The following is a 23578-nucleotide window of genomic DNA, read 5'->3' on the forward strand; positions in this document are numbered from 1 at the left end:
AGCTGAAGTCGTGGCTGCCGTGGCCGTGCAGGCTGAAGGGGTCGAAGTACTCGCGGAAGCCCGATCGCGCGACCGCGTTGACCATCCCTTCGGCGACCAGGTCGCCGAGGTCGGGGCGGCGGTCCTTGAGCCCCTGCCAGACGAGCCAGGTGAGGTTGACCCAGCTCGGGCCGCGCCAGTAGCGGGCCGGGTCGAAGTCGAGCGCCGCGGGAGAGTAGCTGGGCAGCGCCCCGTCCTTGAAAGCGAACCGGTCGAGCGTGGTGCCGATCAGCGCCTCGGCGACCTCGTCCGGCAGGTGCGGGAGCATGAGCGGGGTCAGCCCGGCGGTGCTGGCGGAGTGGAGCGGCCGGCCCGTGCGCACGTCGCGGGCCTGGAAGAGGCCGCCGTCGAAGAGGTGCTCGACCATGGCGTCGGTGATGGCGGCCGCCTCGCGCTCGTGCGGCTCGGGGTCGAGGCCGCACTCCTCCGCGATCAGGGCCAGGGTCGACTCGGCGACGCCGTACGCGGCGTTGAACAGGGGGCACTCGACCTGGAACTCCCCCGGGCTGCGATAGGCGGAGTCGCGGTAGGCGCGGGCGAGCGAGACGTAGCGCTCGTAGTCGCGGTCGGTGGGCCGCTCGTCGGCGCTGACCGTGGCGAGGTCCCGGCGGACGAAGCCCACGGTGTCGGGCCGTACGGCCCGCAGCGGCAGGTCCCAGGCCGGGCTGTTGTCCATGCCCGACTCCCAGGGGTGCACGATCGAGATCAGCCCCTCAGGGGAGCGCCTGGCCGCGCGCAGGAACTCCTGCTGGGCCACGAGCCGGGGGTAGATCCGGCGCAGGAACGCCGGGTCGGGCTCGGCCAGGTGCGTCTTCCACGCGGCCAGCGCGTGGACCGGTGGCTGGACGATGCCGGAGGTCGCGGAGCCCGACGGTGCGTGCGCCTGCCAGAACTCGGGCCCGGGGAAGTAGGCCCCTTCGGGCACCGCGGGGTTGAAGACGATGTGCGGCACCCTGCCGTCGCGCCACTGCGCGCCGAACAGGGAGAGCAGCTCGATCCTGGCCCTTCGCGGCGACCACTGGGCGTTGCCGATCGCGATGAAGGCGGAGTCCCAGCTCCACTGGTGCGGGTACAGGCGCCGGGAGGGGACCGTGTAGCTGCCGTCCCAGTTGGTCACCAGGACGCGCACGGCGTCGCGAAGGATCATAGGTATTTCCTGACGAAGGCCGCGGTCTGGGGGAGGACGATCTCGGGTTCGCCCCGCAGGCGGCATTCCAGGGCGAGGTAGCCGTCGTAGCCGACGGCGTCGAGCGTGGCCAGCTGCGCGCCCCAGTCGATGTGACCGGTGCCCGGCTGGTTGCGGTTGGACTCGCTGATCTGCATGTGCGCGAGGTAGGGGGCGGCCTCGACCAGCGAGCGGCAGGGGTCGTCCTCCTCGATGTTCATGTGGTACGTGTCGCCGACGATCCTGATCGAGTCCATCGAGCAGTAGGAGACGGCCTCGGCCAGGGTGTTGACCATGTGGTTCTCGTACCGGTTGAGGGGTTCGAGCATGATCAGCACGCCGTTGCGCTGCGCGTGCTCGCCCAGGACGCCCAGCGCCTCGGTCAGCACCTCGCGGTCCTCCGCCGCGCTGCGCGGCGGCTCGAACGGCGGCAGCCGGAGCGAGAACTGCCCCCAGGAGGCGGGCGTCATGACGCCGATGCCGCCCAGCTCGGCGATCACCGTGAGCTGCGACCTGAGCTGCTGGATGGCGTCCTTGCGCTTGGCCGGGTCGAAGTCGCCGATGAAGTGCGGCATGTCCACGCACACCGTCGGCATGACCACGCCGTCGGCCCGCGCCCGCTTGAGCTCCGTCAGGCGGCCCGCGAAGTGGAAATCGCCCTTGCCGCGCAGCTCGATGGCGTCGAACCCGGCATCGAGCGCGAACGCGAACTTCTCCTGCAGCGTACGGCCGGGCAGAAGCTGCTCCTGTACGGCGAGCTTCACTGTCACTCCTCGAAGGTGAAGACGAGCTGGAGCACCTCGGACTGGTGCTTGTCGATCAGGTCGAAGGCCTCCTCGGCCCTCTCGACGGGGACCACGTGGCTGATCAGGTCGCCGACCTCGACCTGGCCCTCGTGCACGAGCGCCATGAACGTGCGCTGCAGCCGCTCGACGTCCCACCGGTGCGCCAGCCACGAGGCCACGCCGCCGATCTGGGAGGAGACGAGCTGGACCTGGTTGTGGTGGAACTCCTCGCCCAGCCGCAGCCCGACGCCGTCGCCCTGGTAGAAGCCGGCGGCCACGACCCTGCCGCCCTTGCGCACGGTCCTGATGGCCTCGTGCAGGCCCTGGTGGGTGCCGCTCAGCTCGATGACGGTGTCGGCGCCCTCGACGCGCTTGCGCATGAACTCGGCCACCGACCCGGAGCGCACGTCGAACACCTCGGCCGCGCCGAACCTCCTGGCCAGCTCCAGCCGGTCGGGAATGGCGTCGGCCGCGACCACCCGGGCGCCGCTCAGCACGGCCAGGCGGGTGGCGAGCAGCCCGATGACACCCTGCCCGAAGATCGCGATCTGGTCGCCGAGGTGCACGTCGGAGGCGTGCACCGCGTTGAGCGCGATGGCCCCGACCCGGGCGAACACGCCGGTCAGCGGGTCGGCGCCGGGCGGCATCACGTGCCCCACCAGCTTCTCCGCCGGCACGACGGCCTCGGCGCGGTGGCCCCAGATGCCCCACACGATGCTGCCCACCGGCGGGTCGGCGACGTCGGGCGCGGCCTCGACGACCTCGCCGACCTCCTGGTAGCCCCAGCCGGTCAGCGGGTACGCGTGCGTCTGGCCATCGACGAAGAGGCGGCGCTCGGTGTCCCAACGACGGTTGAGATATGGATTTGTGCCGCGATAGGCGGTGAGCTCCGTGCCTGCCGAAACGCCGGAGTAGATCGTACGGACTCGTACGGATCCCGGCGCCAGGTCGGCTGGCGATTCCAGGCTGACGCGGACACGGCCTGGCTGCTCGAACGTGATGACGCGCATTCTCCACACTTACGCTTAATGATCAAACAAAAGTCAAAGCTTTAGTACTTGTTTGCATACGATAGTTGCGCTCGTAACACTCTTAAGTCTACGACTTCCGCCGGGGGCGGCTGGTGAAATTGGGGTTTCTGCCAGCGTGTCTTCCGGAAAGTGACCTTACCGACATCGCCTGCCAGGCCGCACACCTGGGCTTTCTAGCTAGTGCGGTGACCTCCGGATGACCGAAATACCCCAAAGTAGATCTTTTGCGACAAAGATCCAATTATGGCCGTGTAGGCACGGAGTGAGTACAGACCGGTCTCGTTATCGACTACCGAACGTTGCCAAGGTCATGGCGAGGGTAAGGGCGGCATATCCCCGAATCGGAGGAGCGTGCCATGCCGAAGAAGGTAACCGCCGTCCTCTCCGTCGCGCTGCTGGCCGCCGCCTCGCTGGCGGCGTGCGGCGACGGTGGCGAGTCGTCCGCCGGCAACCAGATCACCGTCTGGACCGAAGAGAACCTCAACGACCGGATGGCCGTACAGAACCAGATCGCCGCCGACTTCACCAAGAGGACCGGGATCCAGGTCAAGCTGGTCGCCATGGCCGAGGACCAGTTCAGCCAGGCCGTGACGGCCGCCGCCGCGGCCGGCGACCTGCCGGACGTGATCGGCGCGCTGCCGCTGGCGGCGGTGCGCGAGCTGGAGGCCAACGACCTGCTCGACACCGAGACCCCCGGCAAGGTCGTCGACCAGCTCGGCCGGGACTCCTTCTCGCCGCGGGCCCTGGAGCTCGACAGCTCGGGCGGGAAGCTGCTCGCGGTGCCGAGCGACGGGTGGGCGCAGCTGATCCTCTACCGCAAGGACCTGTTCGACAAGGCCGGGCTGCAGCCGCCCGACACGTACGAGCGGCTGGAGGCGGCGGCCGCGAAGCTCAACACAGGGCTCAACACGGGAGGCGTGGCGGGCATCACGCTGGCGATCGCGCCGAAGGACTCGTTCACCGCGCAGAGCTTCGAGCACGTCGCGCTCGCGAACGGGTGCCAGCTCGTCGACAATTCCGGAAATGTCGCTCTTGACTCGCCGCAGTGCGTGAAGGCGTTCGCGTTCTACGGCAAGCTCGCCAAGGACTACTCGGTCAAGGGCAAGCAGGACGTCGACTCCACCCGGGCCACCTACTTCTCCGGCAAGGCGGCCATGACGATCTGGTCGTCGTTCATCCTCGACGAGCTGGCCGGGCTCCGTAAGGACGCGCTGCCGAGCTGTCAGGAGTGCCGCGCCGACCCCGAGTGGCTGGCCAAGAACACCGGCGTGGTCACGGCGCTGAAGGGGCCCGACGGGAGCGCGCCCGCGCAGTACGGCGAGATCGTCTCCTGGGCGGTCACCCGTGACGCCGCCAAGGACCCCGCGGCGAAGTTCGTCGCCTACATGATGAACGAGGGCTACGAGCGCTGGATCGGCATGGCGCCCGAGGGCAAGTTCCCGACCCGCAAGGGCTTCGAGGACAAGTGGAACAAGCTGCCCGCCGGGGTCGACTCCAAGAAGCCGCTGGCCGACATCTACCCCGCCGACGTGCTGGACGCCCTGCGCAAGAGCCCGGACACCTTCGCCCGCTGGGGGATCCCGCAGGGGCAGGGCAAGCTGGTCGGCGCCACCATGGGCGAACTGCCCGTGCCCAAGGCGCTCAGCGCGGTCGTGGACGGCTCCCTGACCCCGCAGGCCGCCGCCGCCCAGGCCAAGACCGACGTGGAGACGATCAAGCGCGGGATCCGCCAGTGACCCGCACTCTGCGGCAGCAGGAAGGGCGGGCCGGGCTGGCGCTCATCTCGCCGACGCTCGTCATCACGCTGGTCGTGGTGGTGCTGCCACTGCTGTGGGCGATCATGCTGGCGTTCCAGGACGCCCGGCTGATCAACATCCGCCGGGCCGGCGTCTTCGGCCACTACACGCTGGAGAACTTCTCGTACGTGGTCTCCGAGCCCGGCTTCTGGTCGTCCCTGGTCAACACGCTCGTCTACACCGTCGCGGGCACCGCGCTGTCGATCGCGATCGGGCTGGTGGCGGCGCTGGCGCTGCGTGACAGGTTCAGGGGACGGACCCTGGTCAGGGCCTCCATCCTGATCCCGTACGTGGCGCCGGTCGTGGCCGTGGCGTTCCTGTGGGAGACGATGCTCAACCCCCAGTACGGCATCGTCAACACCTGGCTCCACGAGCCGATCGCGTTCCTCACCCAGGCCAGGGGCGAGCTCCTGGGCGTGCGGGTGCCGGTGGCGCTGTTCACGGTGATCGCGTTCGAGGCGTGGCGGTACTTCCCGTTCGCGTTCCTGTTCATCCTGGCCAGGCTGCAGGCGCTGCCCGCGGAGCTGGACGAGGCCGCGGTCGTGGACGGGGCCACGCCGACCCAGCGGTTCCGATACGTGATCATGCCGCAGCTCTGGCGGATCATCGCGCTGCTGTCGGTGCTGCGGTTCGTGTTCACGTTCACCAAGTTCGACGACGTCTACCTGCTGACCGGCGGCGGGGCCGGGACCGAGGTGGTCAGCGTGCGGGTCTACAACTTCCTGACCGCCCGCGACGACATCGGCGCCTCGGCCGCGCAGGCGATCGTGCTGGCGGTCTTCCTGGTCGCGTTCCTGGCCGTCTACCTGCGGTTCTTCGGCGGGGGTGAAGGTGAGCAGAGATAGGTTCGAGCGAGTTCTCTTCCGGGTGCTGAAACCGCTGGTCATCGCGGTGCTCTTCGTGATGACCGCGTTCCCCTTCCTCTACATGGTGATGCTGTCCGTACGCGACATCCAGGAGCTGATCCTGGAGCCGGGCTCGCTCTGGCCGCGCGGCTTCACCCTGGACACGTACGTGGACGTGCTGACCCGCCAGGGCTTCCTGAGCTTCCTGAGGAACAGCGCGATCGTCGCGCTCGCCTCGGTGGCGGTGACACTGCTGATCTCGATCCCGGGCGCGTACGCGGTCGCGCGGCTGCGCTTCTTCGGGCGGCGGCAGGTGCACTTCCTCTTCCTGGCGGTGTACCTGTTTCCGGCGATCGTGCTGGCCATCCCCCTCTTCGTGCTCTTCACGATGCTGGGGCTGCGCGGATCGCTTTTCGGACTGGTCCTCGTGTATATCGCGCAAACCGTGCCCGTCACGGTATACATGCTCCGCAACTACTTCGAGACCGTGCCGCAAAGCGTGGAGGAAGCGGCCGCGATCGACGGGTGCACGAGGCTTTCGACCATCTGGCGCGTGGTGCTGCCGCTGTCCAAGCCCGCGCTGATGGCGACTGGTCTCTACGCGTTCATGATCGCGTGGAACGAGTTCCTGTTCGCCCTGCTCTTCCTCGTGGAGAAGCGGGAGAGCTGGACGGTGTCCCTGGGCCTCTCGCAGCTGGCGGGAAGCATAGAGATCCCCACGACGGTCCTGATGGCAGGTTCGGTGGTGCTCACGCTGCCCATCGTGATCGTGTTCTTCGCCAGCGAGCGGCTGCTGACGGAGGGCCTCACGGCAGGAGCAGAGAAGGGATAGACCATGCTGACGGCAGGGCAGATCCTCCAGCTCATCCGCCATGGCACCTGCCGTACGCGCAAGGAACTGATCGAGTACACCGGCCTGTCCCGGTCGACGATCACCGACCGGGTCGACCGGCTCATCGACGCCGGATACATCCACGAGTCCGGCGTCGCGGCCTCCGGGGGCGGGCGACCGCCCTCGGTGCTCGACGTGGACGCCGGCCGACGCCTGATGCTGGTGGCCGACCTGGGCGCCTCGCACGCCGGCGTGGCGCTCACCGACCTGGCCGCCAACACCCTGACCGAGGAGCGCGCCGAGATGCGCATCGAGCTCGGCCCGGAGGCGGTCCTGTCGTGGGTGCGGGAGGCGTTCCAGCGGCTGCTCGACCGGGCCGGGCGGCCGGCGAGCGACGTGTGCGGCATCGGGCTCGATCTGCCCGGCTCCGTGGACCACACCACCGGCCGGATGATCAGGTCGTTCCTGATGCCCGGGTGGGACGGCTATCCGGTGGGCGAGGCGATCGGCGAGACCTACGACGTGCCCGTCCTGGTCGAGAACGACGCCAACGCGATGGCGCTGGGCGAGTGGTGGTCGTCGTGGCGCGACACGGACTCGCTCATCCTCATCAAGGTGTCGACCGGGATCGGCACCGGGATCGTGATCGACGGGCAGATCTACCGGGGCGTCGAGGAGGCCGCCGGGAACATCGGGCACGTGCGGCTGAACGAGCACGACGACCGGGTCTGCACGTGCGGCTCGCGCGGCTGCGTGGCCTCGCTGGCCAGCGGCCACGCCCTGGCCACCGACCTGGGCCAGGGCTCCAGCCGCGACGTCGTACGCCTCGTGCAGGCGGGCGATCCGGCGGCCATCGCCCGCACCCAGGAGGCGGGGCGCACGCTGGGCCTCGTGCTGGCCACCGCGGTCAGCCTGCTCAATCCGGGCGTGCTGGTGCTGGCCGGGGACATGGCGGAGACCAGGGAGCATTATCTGACGGGGATCAGGGAGGTCGTCTATCGGCACAGCCTGCCGTACACGACCAGGCACCTGGAGATCGTGCCCACCTCGCTCGAGGACCGGGCCGGGATCGTGGGTATGGCGGTGATCGTCATGGAGCACGTGCTCTCCGCCGCCTCCGTGGACGCCGCCCTGGGCATCACCGGACGCGTACGGGTGCGCTGAGCCGGCCCCTTGAGGCGGCAGGGTCAGGCGAGGGCGCTCCGCAGCAGGGCGGGCGCCTCCACGAGCGAAGGGCCGTACCAGGTGAGCAGCCGCCCGCTGACCAGCGCGCAGGCGAGCCCGGGGAAGCACTCGGGGCCGTCCGTCTCCGAGAACGCGTACGGCTCGTCCGGCAGCACCACCAGGCCGGGCCGCCGCTCGACCAGCTCGGACAGCGGGATCTTGGGGTAACGCTCCTCGTGACCGGCGTAGAGATTGTCCACGCCGAGGCGCCTGAGCACGTCCCCGGTGAACGTGTCGCGCCCCACCACCATCCACGGCCGCCGCCAGATCGGGACGACGGCCGTGCGCCGCGCCCCTTCCGCGGGCGCGCGCCACGCCTGCTCCGCCGCGTCCAGCCACCCGGGACGGCCGGTACGGCACGCCTCCCGGAACATGCGCTCCAGCGACACGAAAGCCTGATCCAGCGTCTCGATCTTCGTCACCCAGACCGCGATGCCCGATGCGCGCAGAGCCTCGATGTCGGGCGCGCGGTTCTCCTCGGCGTTGGCGAGGACCACGTCGGGCCGGAGCCTCCTGATCGCGTCGAGGTCGGGGTTCTTGGTGCCCCTGACCCTGGTCACGTCCAGGTCGGCCGGGTGCGAGCACCAGTCGGTCGCCCCGATCAGCGCCTCCGGCACGGTCGCCGCCACCGACTCCGTCAGCGACGGCACCAGGGACACGATCCGCCGCACGGTGCCGGGAATCTTCACGGGTACGCCGGTGTCGTCCACAACATCAGCCTAGATCCGACGGGTATTCGGCAGTGAATGTCGGTATAGATCCGTAGAATCCAGGTCGAAGATCGTTAACTCTTGATCGGGGGAATGACGGTTGGAACGAGAGTCGCCAGCCTTCGATCCGCACACTCCCAACGTCGCCCGGCTCTACGACTACCTCCTGGGTGGCAAGGACCACTTCCCTGCCGATCGGGCGGCGGCGGAGAAGCTGCTCGAGGCGGCTCCGGAGTTACGGGCGGCGGTCCGGGCGAATCGCGCGTTCCTGGGGCGCGCCGTTCGGTACCTCGCCGAGTCCGGCATCACGCAGTTCCTGGACATCGGCACAGGACTGCCCGGCCAGGACAACGTGCACGAGGTCGCCAGGAAGATCACCCCGGGGGCCAGGGTGGTCTACGTGGACCGGGATCCGGTGGTGCTGGTGCACGCCAGGGCGCTGCTGGCCGGGCAGGGTGACACGACGGCGGTGGAGGGTGACCTGCGCAAGCCCGAGGGCATCCTGCGCAATCCCGAGGTGATGGCGGCGATCGACTTCAGCCGCCCGGTCGGCGTGCTGCTGACGGCGACCATGCACTACATCGCCGACTCCGACCACCCTCGGGAGATCGTGGCGAGCCTGCGTGACGCCATGGCCCCCGGCAGCTGTCTGGTCATGTCCCACTGCACCGGCGACGCCCGCGCCGCGGCCGTGGAGGCGATCACCGAGGTCTACCGGGGCACCAACGCTCCGCTCACGTTCAGGAGCCGGACGCGGATCGCGGCGCTGTTCGAGGGGTTCGAGCTGGTCGATCCGGGTCTCGTGTGGCTGCCGGAGTGGCGTCCCGACCAGGCCGACATGATCGACTTCGTCGACGGGCCCGAGTCGTCGCTGATCCTGTGCGGCGTGGCCAGGAGGAACTGAGATCGGGGGTCCACGTCGTGGACCCCCGGCTCACTTACTTGAGCGCCGTCAGCGCGGCGTCGTAGTCGGGCTCCTGGGTGATCTCCGGCACCAGCTCGGAGTAGACCACCTGGTTGTCACCGTCGAGCACGACCACCGCGCGCGCGGTCAGCCCCGCCAGCGGCCCCGACTCCTGCGCCACGCCGTAGTCGGTCAGGAACTCACGGCCCCGCATGAGTGAGAGCGTGACCACGTTGTCGAGCCCCTCGGCGCCGCAGAACCGCTTCTGGGCGAAGGGCAGGTCGGCGGAGATGCAGAGCACGGCCACCTCGGGGTGCTCGGCGGCCACCTCGTTGAAGCGCCGCACCGAGGCCGCGCAGACGCCGGTGTCGAGGCTCGGGAAGATGTTGAGCACCTTGGTCTTCTGGCCGTACTCCTCCAGCGAGTGCTCGGCCAGGTCGCCGCCCACCAGCTTGAACGCGGGCGCGCTGTCGCCGGGCTTCGGGAAGGTGCCGCCCACGGCGACGGGCGTGCCCTTGAAAGTGACGTCGGACATGAAAGCCTCCTGGATAGCGATGTTCCCCGACCCGTGATCCTATCCGCGCGGCTCCCGCGCCCCCTCATCACCCACGCACGTGGTCAGACGTTGCGGCGGTACTGGCCGCCCGCCTCGAACAGCGCCTCCGTGATCTGGCCGAGCGAGCAGACGCGGGCCGCGTCCATCAGCACCTCGAACGCGTTCGCGTCCGACATCGCCACCTCGCGCAGCCGGGCGAGCTGCGCCGGGGCCTCCGAGCGGTTGCGCTCGTGGAAGGCGCGCAGCCGGTCGAGCTGCGAGCGCTTCTCGTCCTCGGTGCCCCTGGCCAGCTCCAGCTTGTGCGCCGGCGGCTCGTCCGTGCCGTTGCGGAACGTGTTCACCCCGACGATCGGCAGCGAGCCGTCGTGCTTGCGCATCTCGTACAGCATGGACTCGTCCTGGATCTTGCCGCGCTGGTAGCCGGTCTCCATCGCGCCCAGCACGCCGCCCCGGTCGGACAGCCGCTCGAACTCGGCGAGCACGGCCTCCTCCACCAGGTCCGTCAGCTCCTCGACGATGAACGAGCCCTGCAGCGGGTTCTCGTTCCTGGCCAGGCCCCACTCGCGGTTGATGATGAGCTGGATCGCCATGGCCCTGCGCACCGAGTCGGCCGACGGGGTGGTCACGGCCTCGTCGAAGGCGTTGGTGTGCAGGCTGTTGCAGTTGTCGTAGACGGCGATCAGGGCCTGGAGGGTGGTGCGGATGTCGTTGAAGTTCATCTCCTGGGCGTGCAGCGACCGGCCCGAGGTCTGGATGTGGTACTTCAGCTTCTGCGACCGGTCCCCGGCGCCGTAGCGCTCCCGCATGGCCACCGCCCAGATGCGGCGGGCCACCCGCCCGAGCACGCTGTACTCGGGGTCCATGCCGTTGGAGAAGAAGAACGACAGGTTCGGGGCGAAGTCATCGATCTTCATGCCCCTGGCCAGGTACGCCTCCACGTACGTGAAGCCGTTGGCCAGCGTGAAGGCGAGCTGGCTGATCGGGTTGGCCCCGGCCTCGGCGATGTGGTAGCCGGAGATCGAGACCGAGTAGAAGTTGCGCACACCGTTCTTGATGAACCACTCCTGGATGTCGGCCATCATCCGCAGCGAGAACTCGGTGGAGAAGATGCAGGTGTTCTGGCCCTGGTCCTCCTTGAGGATGTCGGCCTGCACGGTGCCCCTGACCGTGGCCAGCGTACGGGCGCGCAGGGCGGCGGCCTCCTCGGCCGACGGCGGGCGCCCCTGCTCGGCCTGGAAGCGGTCGAGAGCCTGGTCGACGGCGGTGTTGAGGTAGTAGGCCAGGATCGTGGGCGCGGGGCCGTTGATCGTCATGGACACGGACGTGTTCGGCGCCGCCAGGTCGAACCCGTCGTAGAGCACCTTCATGTCGTTCAGCGTCGCGATCGAGACACCCGAGGTGCCGACTTTTCCGTAGATGTCGGGCCGCAGGTCCGGGTCGTGGCCGTAGAGCGTCACCGAGTCGAACGCCGTGGACAGCCGGGTCGCGGGCTGGCCCTCGGACAGCAGCTTGAAGCGCCTGTTGGTGCGGAACGGGTCGCCCTCACCGGCGAACATCCTGGTCGGGTCCTCGTCATCGCGCTTGAACGGGAACACGCCGGCGGTGAAGGGGAACGAGCCGGGCAGGTTCTCGCCGCGCAGGAACCTCAGCAGGTCGCCGTGGTCGCTGTAGCGCGGCAGGGCCACGCGCGGGATCCGGTTGCCGGACAGGGTCTCGCGCCAGAGCGGGGTGTGGATCTCGCGGTCGCGCACCTTCACCACCAGCTCGTCGGCGGTGTAGCGCTCCTTGACGGCGGGCCAGGCATCCAGCAGGGCCCGGCTCTCCTCGCTCAGCTCCCGCTCCGCCTGCGCCTCCAGCTCCTCCAGGCGGGAGTCCTCCAGGAGGGAGCGCACGGCGGCCAGTTGCTGGCGGCGGCGGGCGACCTCGGCCTGCGCGAGCGTCTCGGCGTGGTACGAGCGCACGGTCTCGGCGATGTCGGCCAGGTAGCGGACCCGGGCCGGCGGCACGATGGCGGCCGACGCCTGCGAGGTGCGCCCGGACACCTGCGGCAGCAGCCCTGGCCCCGGCTCGCCCAGCAGGAGGGGCTTGAGGTGCTGGTAGAGGGCCGTGACCCCGGCGTCGTTGTAGCGGGCCGCGATGGTGCCGAAGACCGGCATGTCCTCCGGCCGGACGCCGAACGCCTCGCGGTTGCGTACGAGCTGGCGGCGTACGTCGCGCAGGGCGTCCTCCGCGCCGCGCCGCTCGTACTTGTTGATCACCACGGCCTCGGCGAAATCCAGCATGTCGATCTTCTCGAGCTGGGAGGCCGCCCCGAACTCGGGCGTCATCACGTAAATCGGCACGTCCACGTGGGGGACGATCCCGGCGTCGCCCTGGCCGATGCCGGGCGTCTCCACGATCACCAGGTCGTGGCCCGCTGCCCGGCAGGCGGTGATCACCTCGTCGAGGCAGGCGGGCACCTCGTTGGCGGCGCCCCTGGTGGCCAGGGAGCGGAAGTAGGTCTGGGGGCTCAGGCTGTTCATCCTGATGCGGTCGCCGAGCAGCGCGCCGCCGCCGCGACGGCGGGTGGGGTCGATGGCGATGACCGCGATGCGCAGCTTGTCGTCGTTGTCCACACGGAACCTGCGGACCAGCTCGTCGGTGAGCGAGGACTTGCCGGAGCCGCCCGTACCGGTGATGCCGAGCACGGGGACGCGCTTGTCCGTCGCGGCGGCCTTCAGGCCCTCGACCAGCCCCTCCGGGGCGCGGCCCGACTCGATGAGCGTGATCGCGCGGGCCAGCGCCGCCTGGTCGCCCGAGACCACGGCCTCGACCGACGGGGAGCCGTCCAGCTCGACGTCGCAGTCCTCGATGAGCTGGTTGATCATCCCGGGCAGCCCATACCGCTGGCCGTCCTCGGGCGAGAAGATACGGGTGACGCCGCGCGAGTGCAGCAGCTCGATCTCCTCGGGGACGATCACTCCCCCGCCGCCCCCGTACACCTTGACGTGCCCGGCCCCGCGCTCGCGCAGCAGCTCCACGAGGTAGGTGAAGAACTCCACGTGGCCGCCCTGGTACGAGCTGATCGCCACGCCCTGGACGTCCTCCTGGAGGGCGGCCGTGACGATCTCGTCCACCGAGCGGTTGTGCCCGAGATGGATGACCTCGGCCCCCTGTGACTGGAGGATGCGCCGCATGATGTTGATCGCCGCGTCATGGCCGTCGAACAAGGCCGCGGCGGTCACGAAACGGACTGGGTGTACCGGGACGTGCACGCCTGTTCACTCCTTCGTGAGGGCTCTCCCTTCCGAAGATACTAGGACGTCCTACTAATAGGCACTAGGACGTCCTACTATTTCCTTCCGCCATCCGGGTAGGGGGCCCGAGGGGGTGACGTCGCATGCGCGCACTGACGTTCGCACCGGGCAAGAAGGGGACGCTCGCCGTCGAGCAGGTCCCCGATCCCGCACCGGAGAAGGGTGAACTGCTGGTCCAGGGGCTGGCGCTGGGGGTCTGCGGGACGGACAGGGAGTTGATCACCGCCGATTACGGCTGGCCGCCGCCCGGCAAGGAGCGCATGGTGCTCGGGCACGAGTCGCTGGGCCGGGTGCTGGAGGTGCCCGACGGGTCCGCGTACTCGCCCGGCGACCTGGTGGTCGGGGTGGTACGGCGGCCCGACCCCGTGCCGTGCGGGGCCTGCAAGCGGGGCGAGTTCGACATGTGCCGCAACGGCGAGTACACCGAGCGGGGCATCAAGCAGATCGACGGGTACGCCTCCGAACGCTGGACGGTCGAGGGCGGCTACGCCGTGCGCCTGGATCCGTCGCTGGAGAGCGTCGGCATGCTGGTCGAGCCCGCGTCGGTGGTCGCCAAGGCGTGGGAGCAGATCGAGCGGATCGGGTCGCGGGCCTGGTTCGAGCCCCAGACGCTGCTGGTCACGGGGGCCGGGCCCGTCGGGCTGCTGGCGGCGCTGATGGGGCGGCAGCGGGGACTGGAGGTGCACGTGCTCGACCGCTCGGCCGCCGGGCTCAAGTCGCGGCTCGTGGAGGATCTGGACGGGGCCTACCATTCCGGCTCGTCGCTGAAGGAGCTCACCACGGTCAGGCCCGACATCATCATCGAGTGCACGGGGGCCGGGTCGCTCGTCATCGACGCCATGGTCGGCACGGCCGCCGCGGGGATCGTCTGCCTGGCCGGGCTCTCGCCGGGTGGGCGTGAGCACCGGGTGGACGCGGGGCTCATCAACCGGGACATCGTCCTGGAGAACGACGTGGTCTTCGGCTCCGTGAACGCGAACCTGCGGCACTACAGGGACGCCGCCGACGCGCTGGCCAAGGCCGACACCGGGTGGCTCGAACGGCTGATCACGCGGCGGGTCCCGCTGTCGCGCGCCCTGGACGCCTTCGAGCGCGACCACGACGTCAAGGTGGTCATCGACCTCACGTCCTAGCACTTCGCGGGCTGGAACGCGGGCTAGTCGGGCTCGTAGGGCTTGCGTCTCGTCGAGGTCGAGTGCCTGGTGGCCGCGGAGGCCGTGACGCGCGTCCTGGCCGGGCGGGCGGCCGGCGCCGGGGCGGGACGGGGCTTGGCCTGCACGTGCTCCGCGGGCTTGGCAGGGGCGGGCTTGGCAGGGACCGTCACCCGTTCGCGAGCGGGAACGCCGTCCCGAGCCGGAGCCGCTTCACGCTCGGTGGTTGGTGCGTTCCAGGGCAAGGCTAGGCGGCGGTGGGTGCCGCGGCGGCGGCCGGTGATGCGGAGGGACAGGACGACGGTCATGAGCACCATCGCGGTCAGCAGTGCGGGCGGCGTGCCCAGGACGTCCAAGGGTGATCCCCGCCCGGTCTCCACACGCGGCGCCGGCACGAAGGGCCGCTCGGTCGAGCGGATCTCCCCGAGTTTGTCGGCACTGGCCTTGACCAGGCGCGGAATTCCGTAGCCGACGACTTTGTCCGTCTCCCGCGTCTTGCGCTTGAGCCAGATCCGGTCCACGTTCGCCTCGATCGTGTGGATCTTCTTGCCGCTGACTTTCTCCACGATCCCCACGTGGTCGATGCCCTTGTAGCTTTTGCCGCCCTTCCAGTCGAAGAAGACGAGCGCACCCGGCTCGGGCTTCTGCGTCCACGCCCCCTGTTTCATGAACCAGGCGGCATGGGAGGGCGTCCAGGCGAACTCGCCCACAAATTGGCTGAGGTCGGCCTTGTCCGCGGCCCAGGCGATGAACATGTCGCACCAGGGCCCGTTGCGGTACTGGGTGTCTTGGACGCGATCCGCATACCACTGGCCGAACTTGGTGAACTGGCCGTTCTTCTCCTTGTAACCGAGTTCCTGCCGCACCGTCTTCAGCAGCTCGTCCGCGATCGGGTCCAGGGTGACTCCTCCCAGAAAACCGATAAATCACGATGGACTGTAGTAGCGCCATCGGGAAATTGCGCGAATCACTCGGAAAGTGTCGTGCTATTAACCAATATTTCGGTTTTGTGACTGGTGAGGCAGGTGAGACTGATGACCACTCCCGTTAGGCGCCGGCCCCCACGCGATAGACGGCCGCCTCGCCCGAGCCCGGCGCGACCACGTCGGCCACGATCACGGTCACGTTGTCCGGCGAGCCGCCCTCGTTGGCCAGATCGATCAACCGCTGGACGGCCGCGCCCGGGTCTGCCACCGTGGTCAGGACCTCGTGCAGGACCTCGGGACCGAGTACGGTCGTGAGGCCGTCGGAGCAGAGGAGGTAGCGGTCATCAGGCTCGGCTTCGCGCAGCGCCATGTCAGGCTCCGCCCTGCCCTCGCTGCCCAGCACCCGCAGCACCATCGAACGCCGGGGGTGCACGGCGGCCTGGTCCTCGGTTATCCGTCCTTCGTCCACCATCGACTGCACAAGTGTGTGATCCTTGGTCATCTGGTAGAGCGCACCATCGCGAAGCAAATATCCGCGGGAGTCACCGAGATGAGCCAGGGCGAACCGGTAGCCGTCCCACAGCATGGCGGTCACCGTGGTCCCCATCCCCCTGCGCGCGGGGTCGATGTCGGCCAGCTCGACCAGCCTGCGTGCCGCCTCGTGCACGGCGCCCTCCAGGGCCGCCTCGAGGTCCGAGCCCGTCTCGGGAAGCGTGGCATCCAGCTCGCGCATGACGGCGATCGCCGCCGAGCTCGCCAGCTCGCCGGCCGCGTGCCCACCCATCCCGTCGGCCACCACGAGCAGCCGGCCACTCGCATAGCCGGAATCCTCGTTCTGCTCCCTGCGGCGGCCCACGTCTGATCCGGCGGCATAGCGGATGTTGTGCTTCATACCCAGCAGTAAATCATTGGTTGAAAGACTTCACAAGCAGATGCGCTGAAGACTCTTGTGAACTACTCTGGGCACCATGAGCCACGACCCGACCGTCAACGCCGGGGACATCGCCCGGCTCGCCGGCGTCGGGCGTGCCGCGGTGAGCAACTGGCGCCGCCGCCACGACGACTTCCCCGATCCCATCGGCGGCACGGCCAACCAGCCGCTCTTCTCGCTCCGGCAGGTCGAGTCCTGGCTACGTCGCTATGGGAAGTCCTACCAGGTCTCGCTGGGAGATCGGGTGTGGCAACGCCTGAAAGCCGCGGGCGATTTGCGCCTGGGCGAGCTGGTCGCCCAGGCCGGCGCCCTGCTGACCCGCCCGGCCACCCCGGGTGAGCCGAGTCCCGAATCGCCCGTGAAGGGCGGGTTGGAGCCGGAGCTGGCGGAGCTCTTGCTGGAGCTGGCCGAGCAGCTCGGCGCGCTGACCGCGTACGAGTTCCTCTGTGAGCGCTACCTCGAAGCGCACTCGCGGCAGCTCTCCGTGACCCGCGAGGACGTGGCCGGGCTCATGGTCAGCCTGGTACGGCCGGGCGGCTCGACGATCCTCGACCCGGCCTGCGGCGTCGGCACGCTGCTCCTCGCCCCCACCCACGACCGGCACGCCCAGGCGGAGCCGGGGGCGGCCAGGATGCTCGGGCAGGAGCTCAGCGAGACCTCGGCGGCCATCACCGCCTCCCGGCTCCGGCTGCGCGGCATCGAGGCCGAGGTCGTGGCCGGCGACTCGATGCGCGACGACGGGTTCGCCGGCGAGCGGGCCGACGCCGTGGTGTGCGACCCGCCGTTCAACGAGCGGGCCTGGGGCTACGAGGAGCTGACCGGCGACCCGCGCTGGGAGTACGGCCTGCCGCCGCGCGGCGAGCCGGAGCTGGCCTGGGTGCAGCACTGCCTCACCCACGTCAGGCCGCGCGGCCTGGTCGCCATCCTCATGCCCCCGGCCGCCGCCAGCCGCAAGGCGGGCCGCCGCATCCGGGCCAACCTGCTGCGCGCGGGCGCGCTGCGGGCCGTCATCGCGCTGCCGGGTTCGGACCTCTGGCTGCTGCGCCGGCCGGCGGCGGGCGAGCGGCCGCCGTCCGAGGTGCTGATCCTCGACGCCGCGGCCGACCTGGCGAGCGTCGAGCCGGCCTGGGAGGCGTACCTGGAGGACCGTTCCGACCAGACCGTACGCATCATCGACCTGCTGGCCGACGAGGTCGACATGACCCCGGCCCGCCACCAGCGGCGCGACGACGTCGGCAAGGCGTACGCCGAGGCCCGCGACCGCTTCATGGCCGCCACCTCGGCGCCGCCCGACCTGAAGGTCCTGGAGCAGCCGCTCGACCAGCCCGCGACCACGCTGGGCGACCTGATCAAGGAAGGTCTGGTGGCCACGTCGCAGGCCCCGCCCAAGATGGCCGCGGACGGTGGCGAGGTGCCCGTGCTGACCTCCGACGACGTGCTCAACGGCACGCCGCCGTCCGGCTCCACCACCATGCAGCAGGGCCTGATCGCGATCCGCCCGGGTGACGTGGTGGCCTCCTACTCCAGCGTGCGCGTGATGGCCGACGGCGGCGCGGTGCTGGGGCCCCACCTGACGCTCTACCGGGTGGACGCGCGCCGGCTCGACCCCGACTTCCTGGCGGGCTTCCTGCGGGCCGCCGGCGGCCGGGCGACCACCGGCTCCAGCAGGTTCGACGTGCGCCGCACCCGGCTGCCGCGCCTGTCGCTGAAGGAGCAGAAGGCGTACGGCGACGCCTTCCGGCAGCTCGCCGTGCTCGAAGACGCCATCCGCGAGACCTCGACGCTGGGGCAGGCGCTGATCAGGCTGGGCCTCGACGGCCTCGCCGACGGCCACCTGCATCCGCGCGCTCATGACCTCACCCCATGACGCGACGGCATTCCCTCGCGTGACGGTGTAGTTTTTTCCCGGAAGGCTGCGGGGAGGGGCGAATGGTCATCGGCGACCGCTATGTGCTCGACGACCTCCCTCTCGGGCAAGGCGGCATGGGTGCCGTCTACGCGGGCCACGACCGCCACCTGGACCGCCGGGTGGCGGTGAAGCTGCTCAGGTTGCCCAGCGGGCACGATCACGAGCTGGAGCGCAGGTTCATCCGCGAGGCCCGCATCCTGGCCCGGCTCGAGCATCCGGGCGCGCCGGTGCTCTACGACTTCGGCACCCACGAGCAGCGGCTCTACCAGGTGATGCAGTTCATCGAGGGCGTCACGGTGGCCGACGTGGTCAGCGAGCACGGCCCGCTGCCCGTCTGCTGGGCCGCCGCGATCGCGGCCCAGGCGTGTGCCGTGCTGTCGGCGGCCCACGCCCTGGCGATCTGCCACCGCGACCTCAAGCCCACGAACCTCATGCTCTGCCCCGACGGCAGCGTGAAGGTGCTCGACTTCGGGCTGGCCATGCTCCGGGACGCCGAGGTCACCACGTTCACGAGGATCGGGCAGATCCTGGGCACGCCGGCGTACATGGCTCCCGAGCAGATCAAGCACGGCGTCGCCGAGCCGCGCAGCGACCTCTACTCGCTCGGCTGCGTGCTGCACGAGATGCTGACCGGGCAGCAGCTGTTCACCGGGCCCACCGACTACACGGTCTTCGAGAAGCAGGTCAAGGAGCGCCCGCCGGCCATCCCCGGGCTGCCCCCCGAGCTGGACGCGCTGCTGTCGCAGCTGCTGGAGAAGCTGCCGGACGACCGGCCCGCCGACGCGAACGAGCTGTACGAGCGGCTCGACCCGTTCGCCGTCGAGCTGCCCGTGCTGCCCGGCTTCCTCACCGAGGCCCCGAGCCCCGGCCGCATGTACGCCCGCATGGCCGGCCGCGCGCTCAACGCGTGAACGCGCTCTCTCACTAAGCCGGATCGTTATTTAGCCTCCGTTGACAGGCCGGTGTTATCGCCGCGAATCTCTTGAGAGAGCGCTCTCTCACATACCTCGCAAGCACCGACCAAGGAGGGTTCCATGACCCCTCGCGTCCGGCGATTCGCCATGCCCTTGATCACCGCGTCCCTGCTCGCCCTCGCGACGGCCTGCGGCGGCGGAGGCGGCGGCGGGAGCACCGCCACGGAGAGCGCCAAGCCGGGAGAGAAGATCAAGCTCACCGTCGGCCTCTTCGGCGACTTCGGCTTCAAACCGCTCTACGAGGAGTACAAGAAGACCCACCCCGACATCGAGATCGTCGAGAACGTCACGCAGTTCAACGACCACCACAGCAACCTCGTCAAGCGGCTGGCCACGAACGCCGGCGCGGGCGACATCGAGGCGGTCGAGGTCGGCTACATCAGCACGTTCACCGCCCAGCCGGGCAAGTTCGTCGATCTCAAGCAGTACGGGCTGGACAAGCGGCAGCCCGACTACCTCGACTGGAAGTGGCAACAGGGCCTGAGCAAGGACGGCACGCAGGTGCTCGGCCTCGGCACCGACGTGGGCGGCCTGGCCATGTGCTACCGCAAGGACCTGTTCAAGAAGGCCGGGCTGCCGACCGACCGGACCGAGGTGGCGGCCCTCTGGCCGACGTGGGAGCAGTACATCGCGACCGGCAAGAAGTTCGGCGCGGCGAACGTGGCGGGCGCCAAGTTCGTGGACTCCCCCGGCGAGATCTTCCGCGCGATGGTCAACCAGGCGCCCACCGGCCTGTACGACGCCCAGGACAACATCATCGTGGCCTCGAACCCCGACGTGAAGAAGGCCTGGGACCTGTCCAACCAGCTCACCCAGGAGGGCCTGACCGCCAAGCTGGCGGCCTTCACGCCGCCGTGGAACACCGGCTTCGCCAAGGGCTCGTTCGCCACGATCATCTGCCCGGCCTGGATGACCGGCTTCATCCAGGAGCAGGCCAAGGACTCGGCCGGCAAGTGGGACATCGCGACCGTGCCCGGCGGCTCCGGCAACAGCGGCGGCTCCCACCTCATGGTGCCCAAGCAGAGCAAGCACCCGAAGGAGGCGGCCGAGCTGATCGACTTCCTGACCTCCAAGGACAACCAGGCCAAGGTGTTCAAGGAGGAGGGGACGTTCCCGTCGATCCCGGCCCTCTACGACGACCCGTCGATCCAGAACTTCACCAAGCCGTTCTTCGGTGACGCCCCCATCGGCAAGATCTACTCCGACGCCGCCAAGGCGCTCAAGCCGCAGCACCTCGGCCCCAAGGAGGCCGACGTGCGCACGGCCGTCGGCAACGGTCTCGGCCGCGTGGAGCAGGGCAAGCAGTCACCCGACGAGGCGTGGACCCAGGTGCTCGAGGACGTCAAGAAGATCAAATGAGCTCCCTTCCCCTCGCGGTCTCGCGACGGCGTCGGCGCAGCGTGCGGCACACCCTCGACCTGAGGGTGTCGCCGTACGCCTACGTGGCGCCGTTCTTCCTGCTCTTCTGCGCCTTCGGGCTGTTCCCGCTGGTCTACACGGCCTGGGTGAGCCTGCACGAGTGGTCGCTGCTGTCGGAGACCCAGACGTTCATCGGGCTGGACAACTACTCGACGCTGCTCAGCGACGGGTACTTCTGGAACGCCACGTTCAACACCCTGTCCATCGGCGTGCTCTCGACCGTGCCGCAGCTCATGCTGGCCATCTGGCTGGCACACCTGCTCAACCGGCGGCTGCGGTTCCAGACGCTGTTCCGGGTCGCGCTGCTGCTGCCGAACGTCACGAGCGTGGTGGCCGTCGTGGTCATCTTCAGCCAGCTCTTCGGCCGGGACTTCGGGCTGATCAACTGGGTGCTCTCGTGGTTCGGCGTCGGCAGCATCGACTGGGCGGCCGGCACCGCGACCTCGCACCTCGCGCTCTCCGTGATGATCATGTGGCGCTGGACCGGCTACAACGCGCTGATCTTCCTGGCCGCCATGCAGGCCGTGCCGCGCGAGCTGTACGAGGCCGCCACCATCGACGGCGCCAGCGGCTTCACCCAGCTCCGCAGGATCACGATCCCGATGATCAGGCCGACGATCGTCTTCGTGGTCATCGTCTCGACGATCGGCGCCATGCAGATCATCGCCGAGCCCCTGCTGTTCGGGCAGAGCAGCGGCGGCGGGGGCGGCATCGCCACCGGCGGGCCCGACCGGCAGTTCCAGACCCTGGCGCTGTTCGTCTACGAGCAGGGCTTCGCGAACTCGACGTTCGACTTCGGCTACGCCTCGGCCGCCTCCTGGCTGATGTTCCTGGCCGTGGTGATCGTCGCGCTGGTCAACTTCCTGATCACCCGCAGGGTGAGAGGGGGCCTGATATGAGGCTGCGTTATCTGACCCTGACCGCGGTGGCCTTCTTCTCGGCCTTCCCGCTCTACTACAGCGTCGTGGTGGCCTCCCGGCACAACTCGGCGCTGGGCCAGGTGCCGCCGCCGCTGATCCCCGGCGGCAACTTCTTCGCCAACGTCTCCCGGGTCTTCGACACCGTCCCCTTCGGGCTCGCGCTGCTCAACTCCGTCATCGTGGCGGGGTCGATCTCGATCGCGGTGATGTTCTTCTCGACGCTGGCCGGGTTCGCCTTCGCCAAGCTGAAGTTCAGGGGCAGGAACGTCATGCTCGTGATCACCGTGGCCACCATGATGGTCCCGGCGCAGCTCGGCATCATCCCGCTCTACATGCTCATGGTGAAGCTGGAGTGGACCGGCACCACCTACGCGCTGATCGTCCCGGCGCTGGTCAACGCGTTCGGCGTGTTCTTCATGACCCAGTACCTGTCGCGGGCCCTGCCCACCGAGCTGCTGGAGGCGGGCCGGGTGGACGGGTGCTCGACGTGGGGGCTGTTCTGGCATGTCGTGCTGCCCGCCGCCCGTCCGGCGGCGGCAGTGCTCGGCATGCTGACGTTCATGTCGGCCTGGAACGACTACTTCTGGCCGCTGGTCGTGCTCAACCCGGACAACCCGACGGTCCAGGTGGCGCTGTCCACGCTGGCCAGCGGGTACGTCAACGACTACGTGCTCGGGCTGGCCGGGACGGCGATCGGCACGCTCCCGCTCGTGGCCGTCTTCGCCCTGTTCGGCAGGCAAATCATCGGTGGAATCATGCAAGGAGCTGTTAAGGGATGATCTTTCCCGAGGAGTTCGTCTGGGGCGCCGCGACGGCCTCGTACCAGATCGAGGGGGCGGTCAAGGAGGACGGGCGGGGCCAGTCGATCTGGGACACCTTCTCCCACACCCCCGGGAACGTGGCGGACGACGACACCGGCGACGTGGCCTGCGACCACTACCACCGCTACCGCGAGGACGTCGGGCTGATGCGCGAGCTGCGGCTGGGGGCCTACCGGTTCTCGGTCGCGTGGCCGCGCGTCCAGCCGGACGGCGCGGGCCCGGTCAACCCGCGCGGGCTGGCGTTCTACGACCGGCTCGTGGACGAGCTACTCGCCGCCGAAATTTCGCCTTATGTCACGCTTTATCACTGGGATCTTCCCCAAGCCCTCGAAGATCGTGGTGGGTGGACAAATCGCGATACGGCGTACCGGTTCGCCGACTACGCCCAGGCCGTCCACGACCGGCTCGGCGACCGGGTGGGCGACTGGACCACGATCAACGAGCCGTGGGTGTCGGCCTTCCTCGGCTACGGCAACGGCGTGCACGCGCCGGGCCGCCGCGACCCGGCCGACGCCCTGCGCTCGGCGCACCACCTGCTGCTCGGCCACGGGCTGGCCGCACGGCGGCTGCGCGCGGCCGGCGCCCGCAGCCTCATGCTGGTGGTCAACTCCTCCCCGGTGCTCACCCCCGCCCAGGTCAACGACCCTTCGGCGGTGGCCGGCGAGGCGGACGCGGCCGTCGCGGACCGCGTCCACGCGCTGCTGACCAGGCAGTTCCTCGACCCGGCGGTGCACGGCACGTACCCGCCGGAGATCCTGGAGGCGGCGGCGCGCAACGGCGGGACGGAGCACATCCTGGACGGCGACCTCGCGCTCATCAACGCGCCGATCGACCTGGTCGGCGTCAACTACTACAACCCGTGCGTGGTCGAGTCGGGCCCGGGGCTGCCGGCCGACGCGGCGTGGCCGGGCTCGGAGGACGTCAGGTTCGCGGCGGCGGACGCGCCGACGACCGCGATGGGCTGGCCGATCGTGCCGGACGGCCTGTCCAGGCTCCTCGTACGGCTCTCGCAGGACTATCCGCAGGTCGGCCTCATGGTCACGGAGAACGGCGCGGCCTTCGACGACGTCGTGGCGGACGGCCGGGTGCACGACGACGAGCGGGTGGCGTACCTGGAAGGTCACCTGCGCGAGGTGCACTGGGCCATCGGGGCGGGCGCTGACCTGCGCGGATATCTGGTCTGGTCGCTGCTCGACAACTTCGAGTGGGCCGAGGGCTACCGGCGCCGGTTCGGCATCGTGCACGTCGACTACGCGACCCAGGCCAGGATCCTCAAGGACAGCGCTCTCTGGTACAGAGACGTCATCACCAGGAACGGCCTGTAGATTTTTTCCGTGCTCTCCC

At 69.4% G+C, this 23578-nt stretch carries 19 protein-coding genes and 1 pseudogene; 12 read left to right on the forward strand and 8 right to left on the reverse strand.

The genetic code is table 11. The features are described 5' to 3' along the window. Window positions 1-7: 7 nt before the first annotated feature. From ACIHFD_RS30285 to ACIHFD_RS30295, 3 genes and pseudogenes are all read right to left on the reverse strand, one after another. A pseudogene (locus ACIHFD_RS30285) lies at window positions 8-1252 on the reverse strand (MGH1-like glycoside hydrolase domain-containing protein); the annotation flags it as partial. Further along, a complete protein-coding gene (locus ACIHFD_RS30290; protein ID WP_350729927.1) occupies window positions 1183-1968 on the reverse strand; it encodes a sugar phosphate isomerase/epimerase family protein in 786 nt (261 codons plus the stop codon). The pseudogene ACIHFD_RS30285 and the gene ACIHFD_RS30290, both read right to left, overlap by 70 nt. Window positions 1969-1970: 2 nt before the next feature. Beyond that, window positions 1971-2999 (reverse strand): zinc-binding alcohol dehydrogenase, encoded by a 1029-nt coding sequence (locus ACIHFD_RS30295; RefSeq protein WP_397369762.1) that lies wholly within the window; start codon window positions 2997-2999, stop codon window positions 1971-1973. A 377-nt stretch (window positions 3000-3376) separates the two neighbouring features. Between ACIHFD_RS30295 and ACIHFD_RS30300 the strand changes: the two genes are divergently transcribed. The 4 genes from ACIHFD_RS30300 to ACIHFD_RS30315 are packed head-to-tail and all read left to right on the forward strand — an operon-like array spanning window position 3377 to window position 7657. Further along, the gene (locus ACIHFD_RS30300) at window positions 3377-4756 is read left to right on the forward strand and encodes an ABC transporter substrate-binding protein (RefSeq protein ID WP_397369763.1); all 1380 of its coding nucleotides are present in this window, start codon (window positions 3377-3379) and stop codon (window positions 4754-4756) included. Further along, a complete protein-coding gene (locus tag ACIHFD_RS30305; protein ID WP_350729921.1) occupies window positions 4753-5661 on the forward strand; it encodes a sugar ABC transporter permease in 909 nt (302 codons plus the stop codon). The genes ACIHFD_RS30300 and ACIHFD_RS30305 overlap by 4 nt, the downstream gene beginning before the upstream one ends. Continuing rightward, window positions 5648-6493 carry a carbohydrate ABC transporter permease gene (locus ACIHFD_RS30310; RefSeq protein WP_397369764.1) on the forward strand — a complete coding sequence of 282 codons (846 nt, stop codon included), beginning with the start codon at window positions 5648-5650 and terminating at the stop codon, window positions 6491-6493. The genes ACIHFD_RS30305 and ACIHFD_RS30310 overlap by 14 nt, the downstream gene beginning before the upstream one ends. A 3-nt stretch (window positions 6494-6496) precedes the next feature. Then, the gene (locus ACIHFD_RS30315) at window positions 6497-7657 is read left to right on the forward strand and encodes an ROK family transcriptional regulator (protein ID WP_350729917.1); all 1161 of its coding nucleotides are present in this window, start codon (window positions 6497-6499) and stop codon (window positions 7655-7657) included. A 23-nt stretch (window positions 7658-7680) separates the two neighbouring features. Here the strand turns inward: ACIHFD_RS30315 and ACIHFD_RS30320 are convergent, their stop codons facing one another. Continuing rightward, window positions 7681-8427 carry a helical backbone metal receptor gene (locus tag ACIHFD_RS30320; protein ID WP_397369765.1) on the reverse strand — a complete coding sequence of 249 codons (747 nt, stop codon included), beginning with the start codon at window positions 8425-8427 and terminating at the stop codon, window positions 7681-7683. 100 nt (window positions 8428-8527) lie between these two features. On the opposite strand from ACIHFD_RS30320, the gene ACIHFD_RS30325 reads away from it, so the two are divergent. Next, window positions 8528-9331, forward strand: coding sequence for an SAM-dependent methyltransferase (locus ACIHFD_RS30325; protein ID WP_397369766.1), 804 nt, complete (start codon window positions 8528-8530; stop codon window positions 9329-9331). A gap of 34 nt (window positions 9332-9365) precedes the next feature. Here the strand turns inward: ACIHFD_RS30325 and tpx are convergent, their stop codons facing one another. Together tpx and icmF are read right to left on the reverse strand one after the other, a co-directional pair. After that, a complete protein-coding gene (gene tpx / locus ACIHFD_RS30330) occupies window positions 9366-9866 on the reverse strand; it encodes a thiol peroxidase (protein WP_350729912.1) in 501 nt (166 codons plus the stop codon). Between the two features lie 83 nt (window positions 9867-9949). Beyond that, the gene (gene icmF, locus ACIHFD_RS30335) at window positions 9950-13141 is read right to left on the reverse strand and encodes a fused isobutyryl-CoA mutase/GTPase IcmF (RefSeq protein ID WP_397369767.1); all 3192 of its coding nucleotides are present in this window, start codon (window positions 13139-13141) and stop codon (window positions 9950-9952) included. Between the two features lie 125 nt (window positions 13142-13266). Between icmF and ACIHFD_RS30340 the strand changes: the two genes are divergently transcribed. Then, complete coding sequence (locus ACIHFD_RS30340) at window positions 13267-14316, forward strand: glucose 1-dehydrogenase (RefSeq protein WP_397369768.1); 1050 nt, start codon at window positions 13267-13269, stop codon at window positions 14314-14316. A 23-nt stretch (window positions 14317-14339) separates the two neighbouring features. On the opposite strand, the gene ACIHFD_RS30345 is transcribed toward ACIHFD_RS30340, so the two are convergent. Together ACIHFD_RS30345 and ACIHFD_RS30350 are read right to left on the reverse strand one after the other, a co-directional pair. After that, window positions 14340-15200, reverse strand: a complete 861-nt coding sequence (locus ACIHFD_RS30345; protein ID WP_397369769.1) for a CHAP domain-containing protein — start codon at window positions 15198-15200, stop codon at window positions 14340-14342. Between the two features lie 181 nt (window positions 15201-15381). Beyond that, complete coding sequence (locus ACIHFD_RS30350; RefSeq protein WP_363962741.1) at window positions 15382-16152, reverse strand: protein phosphatase 2C domain-containing protein; 771 nt, start codon at window positions 16150-16152, stop codon at window positions 15382-15384. Window positions 16153-16228: 76 nt separating this feature from the next. Here ACIHFD_RS30350 and ACIHFD_RS30355 point away from each other — a divergent pair, with 76 nt between their 5' ends. The 6 genes from ACIHFD_RS30355 to ACIHFD_RS30380 all read left to right on the forward strand — a co-directional run bounded on the left by ACIHFD_RS30355 (window position 16229) and on the right by ACIHFD_RS30380 (window position 23559). After that, complete coding sequence (locus ACIHFD_RS30355) at window positions 16229-18058, forward strand: class I SAM-dependent DNA methyltransferase (protein WP_397369770.1); 1830 nt, start codon at window positions 16229-16231, stop codon at window positions 18056-18058. Window positions 18059-18120: 62 nt separating this feature from the next. Continuing rightward, window positions 18121-19011 carry a serine/threonine-protein kinase gene (locus ACIHFD_RS30360; RefSeq protein ID WP_397369771.1) on the forward strand — a complete coding sequence of 297 codons (891 nt, stop codon included), beginning with the start codon at window positions 18121-18123 and terminating at the stop codon, window positions 19009-19011. A gap of 123 nt (window positions 19012-19134) precedes the next feature. Then, window positions 19135-20433 (forward strand): extracellular solute-binding protein, encoded by a 1299-nt coding sequence (locus ACIHFD_RS30365; RefSeq protein ID WP_350729903.1) that lies wholly within the window; start codon window positions 19135-19137, stop codon window positions 20431-20433. Next, window positions 20430-21392, forward strand: a complete 963-nt coding sequence (locus tag ACIHFD_RS30370; protein WP_350729901.1) for a sugar ABC transporter permease — start codon at window positions 20430-20432, stop codon at window positions 21390-21392. Before ACIHFD_RS30365 ends, ACIHFD_RS30370 begins: the two co-directional genes overlap by 4 nt. Then, window positions 21389-22192, forward strand: coding sequence for a carbohydrate ABC transporter permease (locus tag ACIHFD_RS30375; protein ID WP_350729899.1), 804 nt, complete (start codon window positions 21389-21391; stop codon window positions 22190-22192). Before ACIHFD_RS30370 ends, ACIHFD_RS30375 begins: the two co-directional genes overlap by 4 nt. Continuing rightward, a complete protein-coding gene (locus ACIHFD_RS30380; protein WP_397369773.1) occupies window positions 22189-23559 on the forward strand; it encodes a GH1 family beta-glucosidase in 1371 nt (456 codons plus the stop codon). Before ACIHFD_RS30375 ends, ACIHFD_RS30380 begins: the two co-directional genes overlap by 4 nt. Window positions 23560-23578 lie beyond the last annotated feature (19 nt).

The sequence above is a fragment of the Nonomuraea sp. NPDC051941 genome, assembly GCF_044593615.1.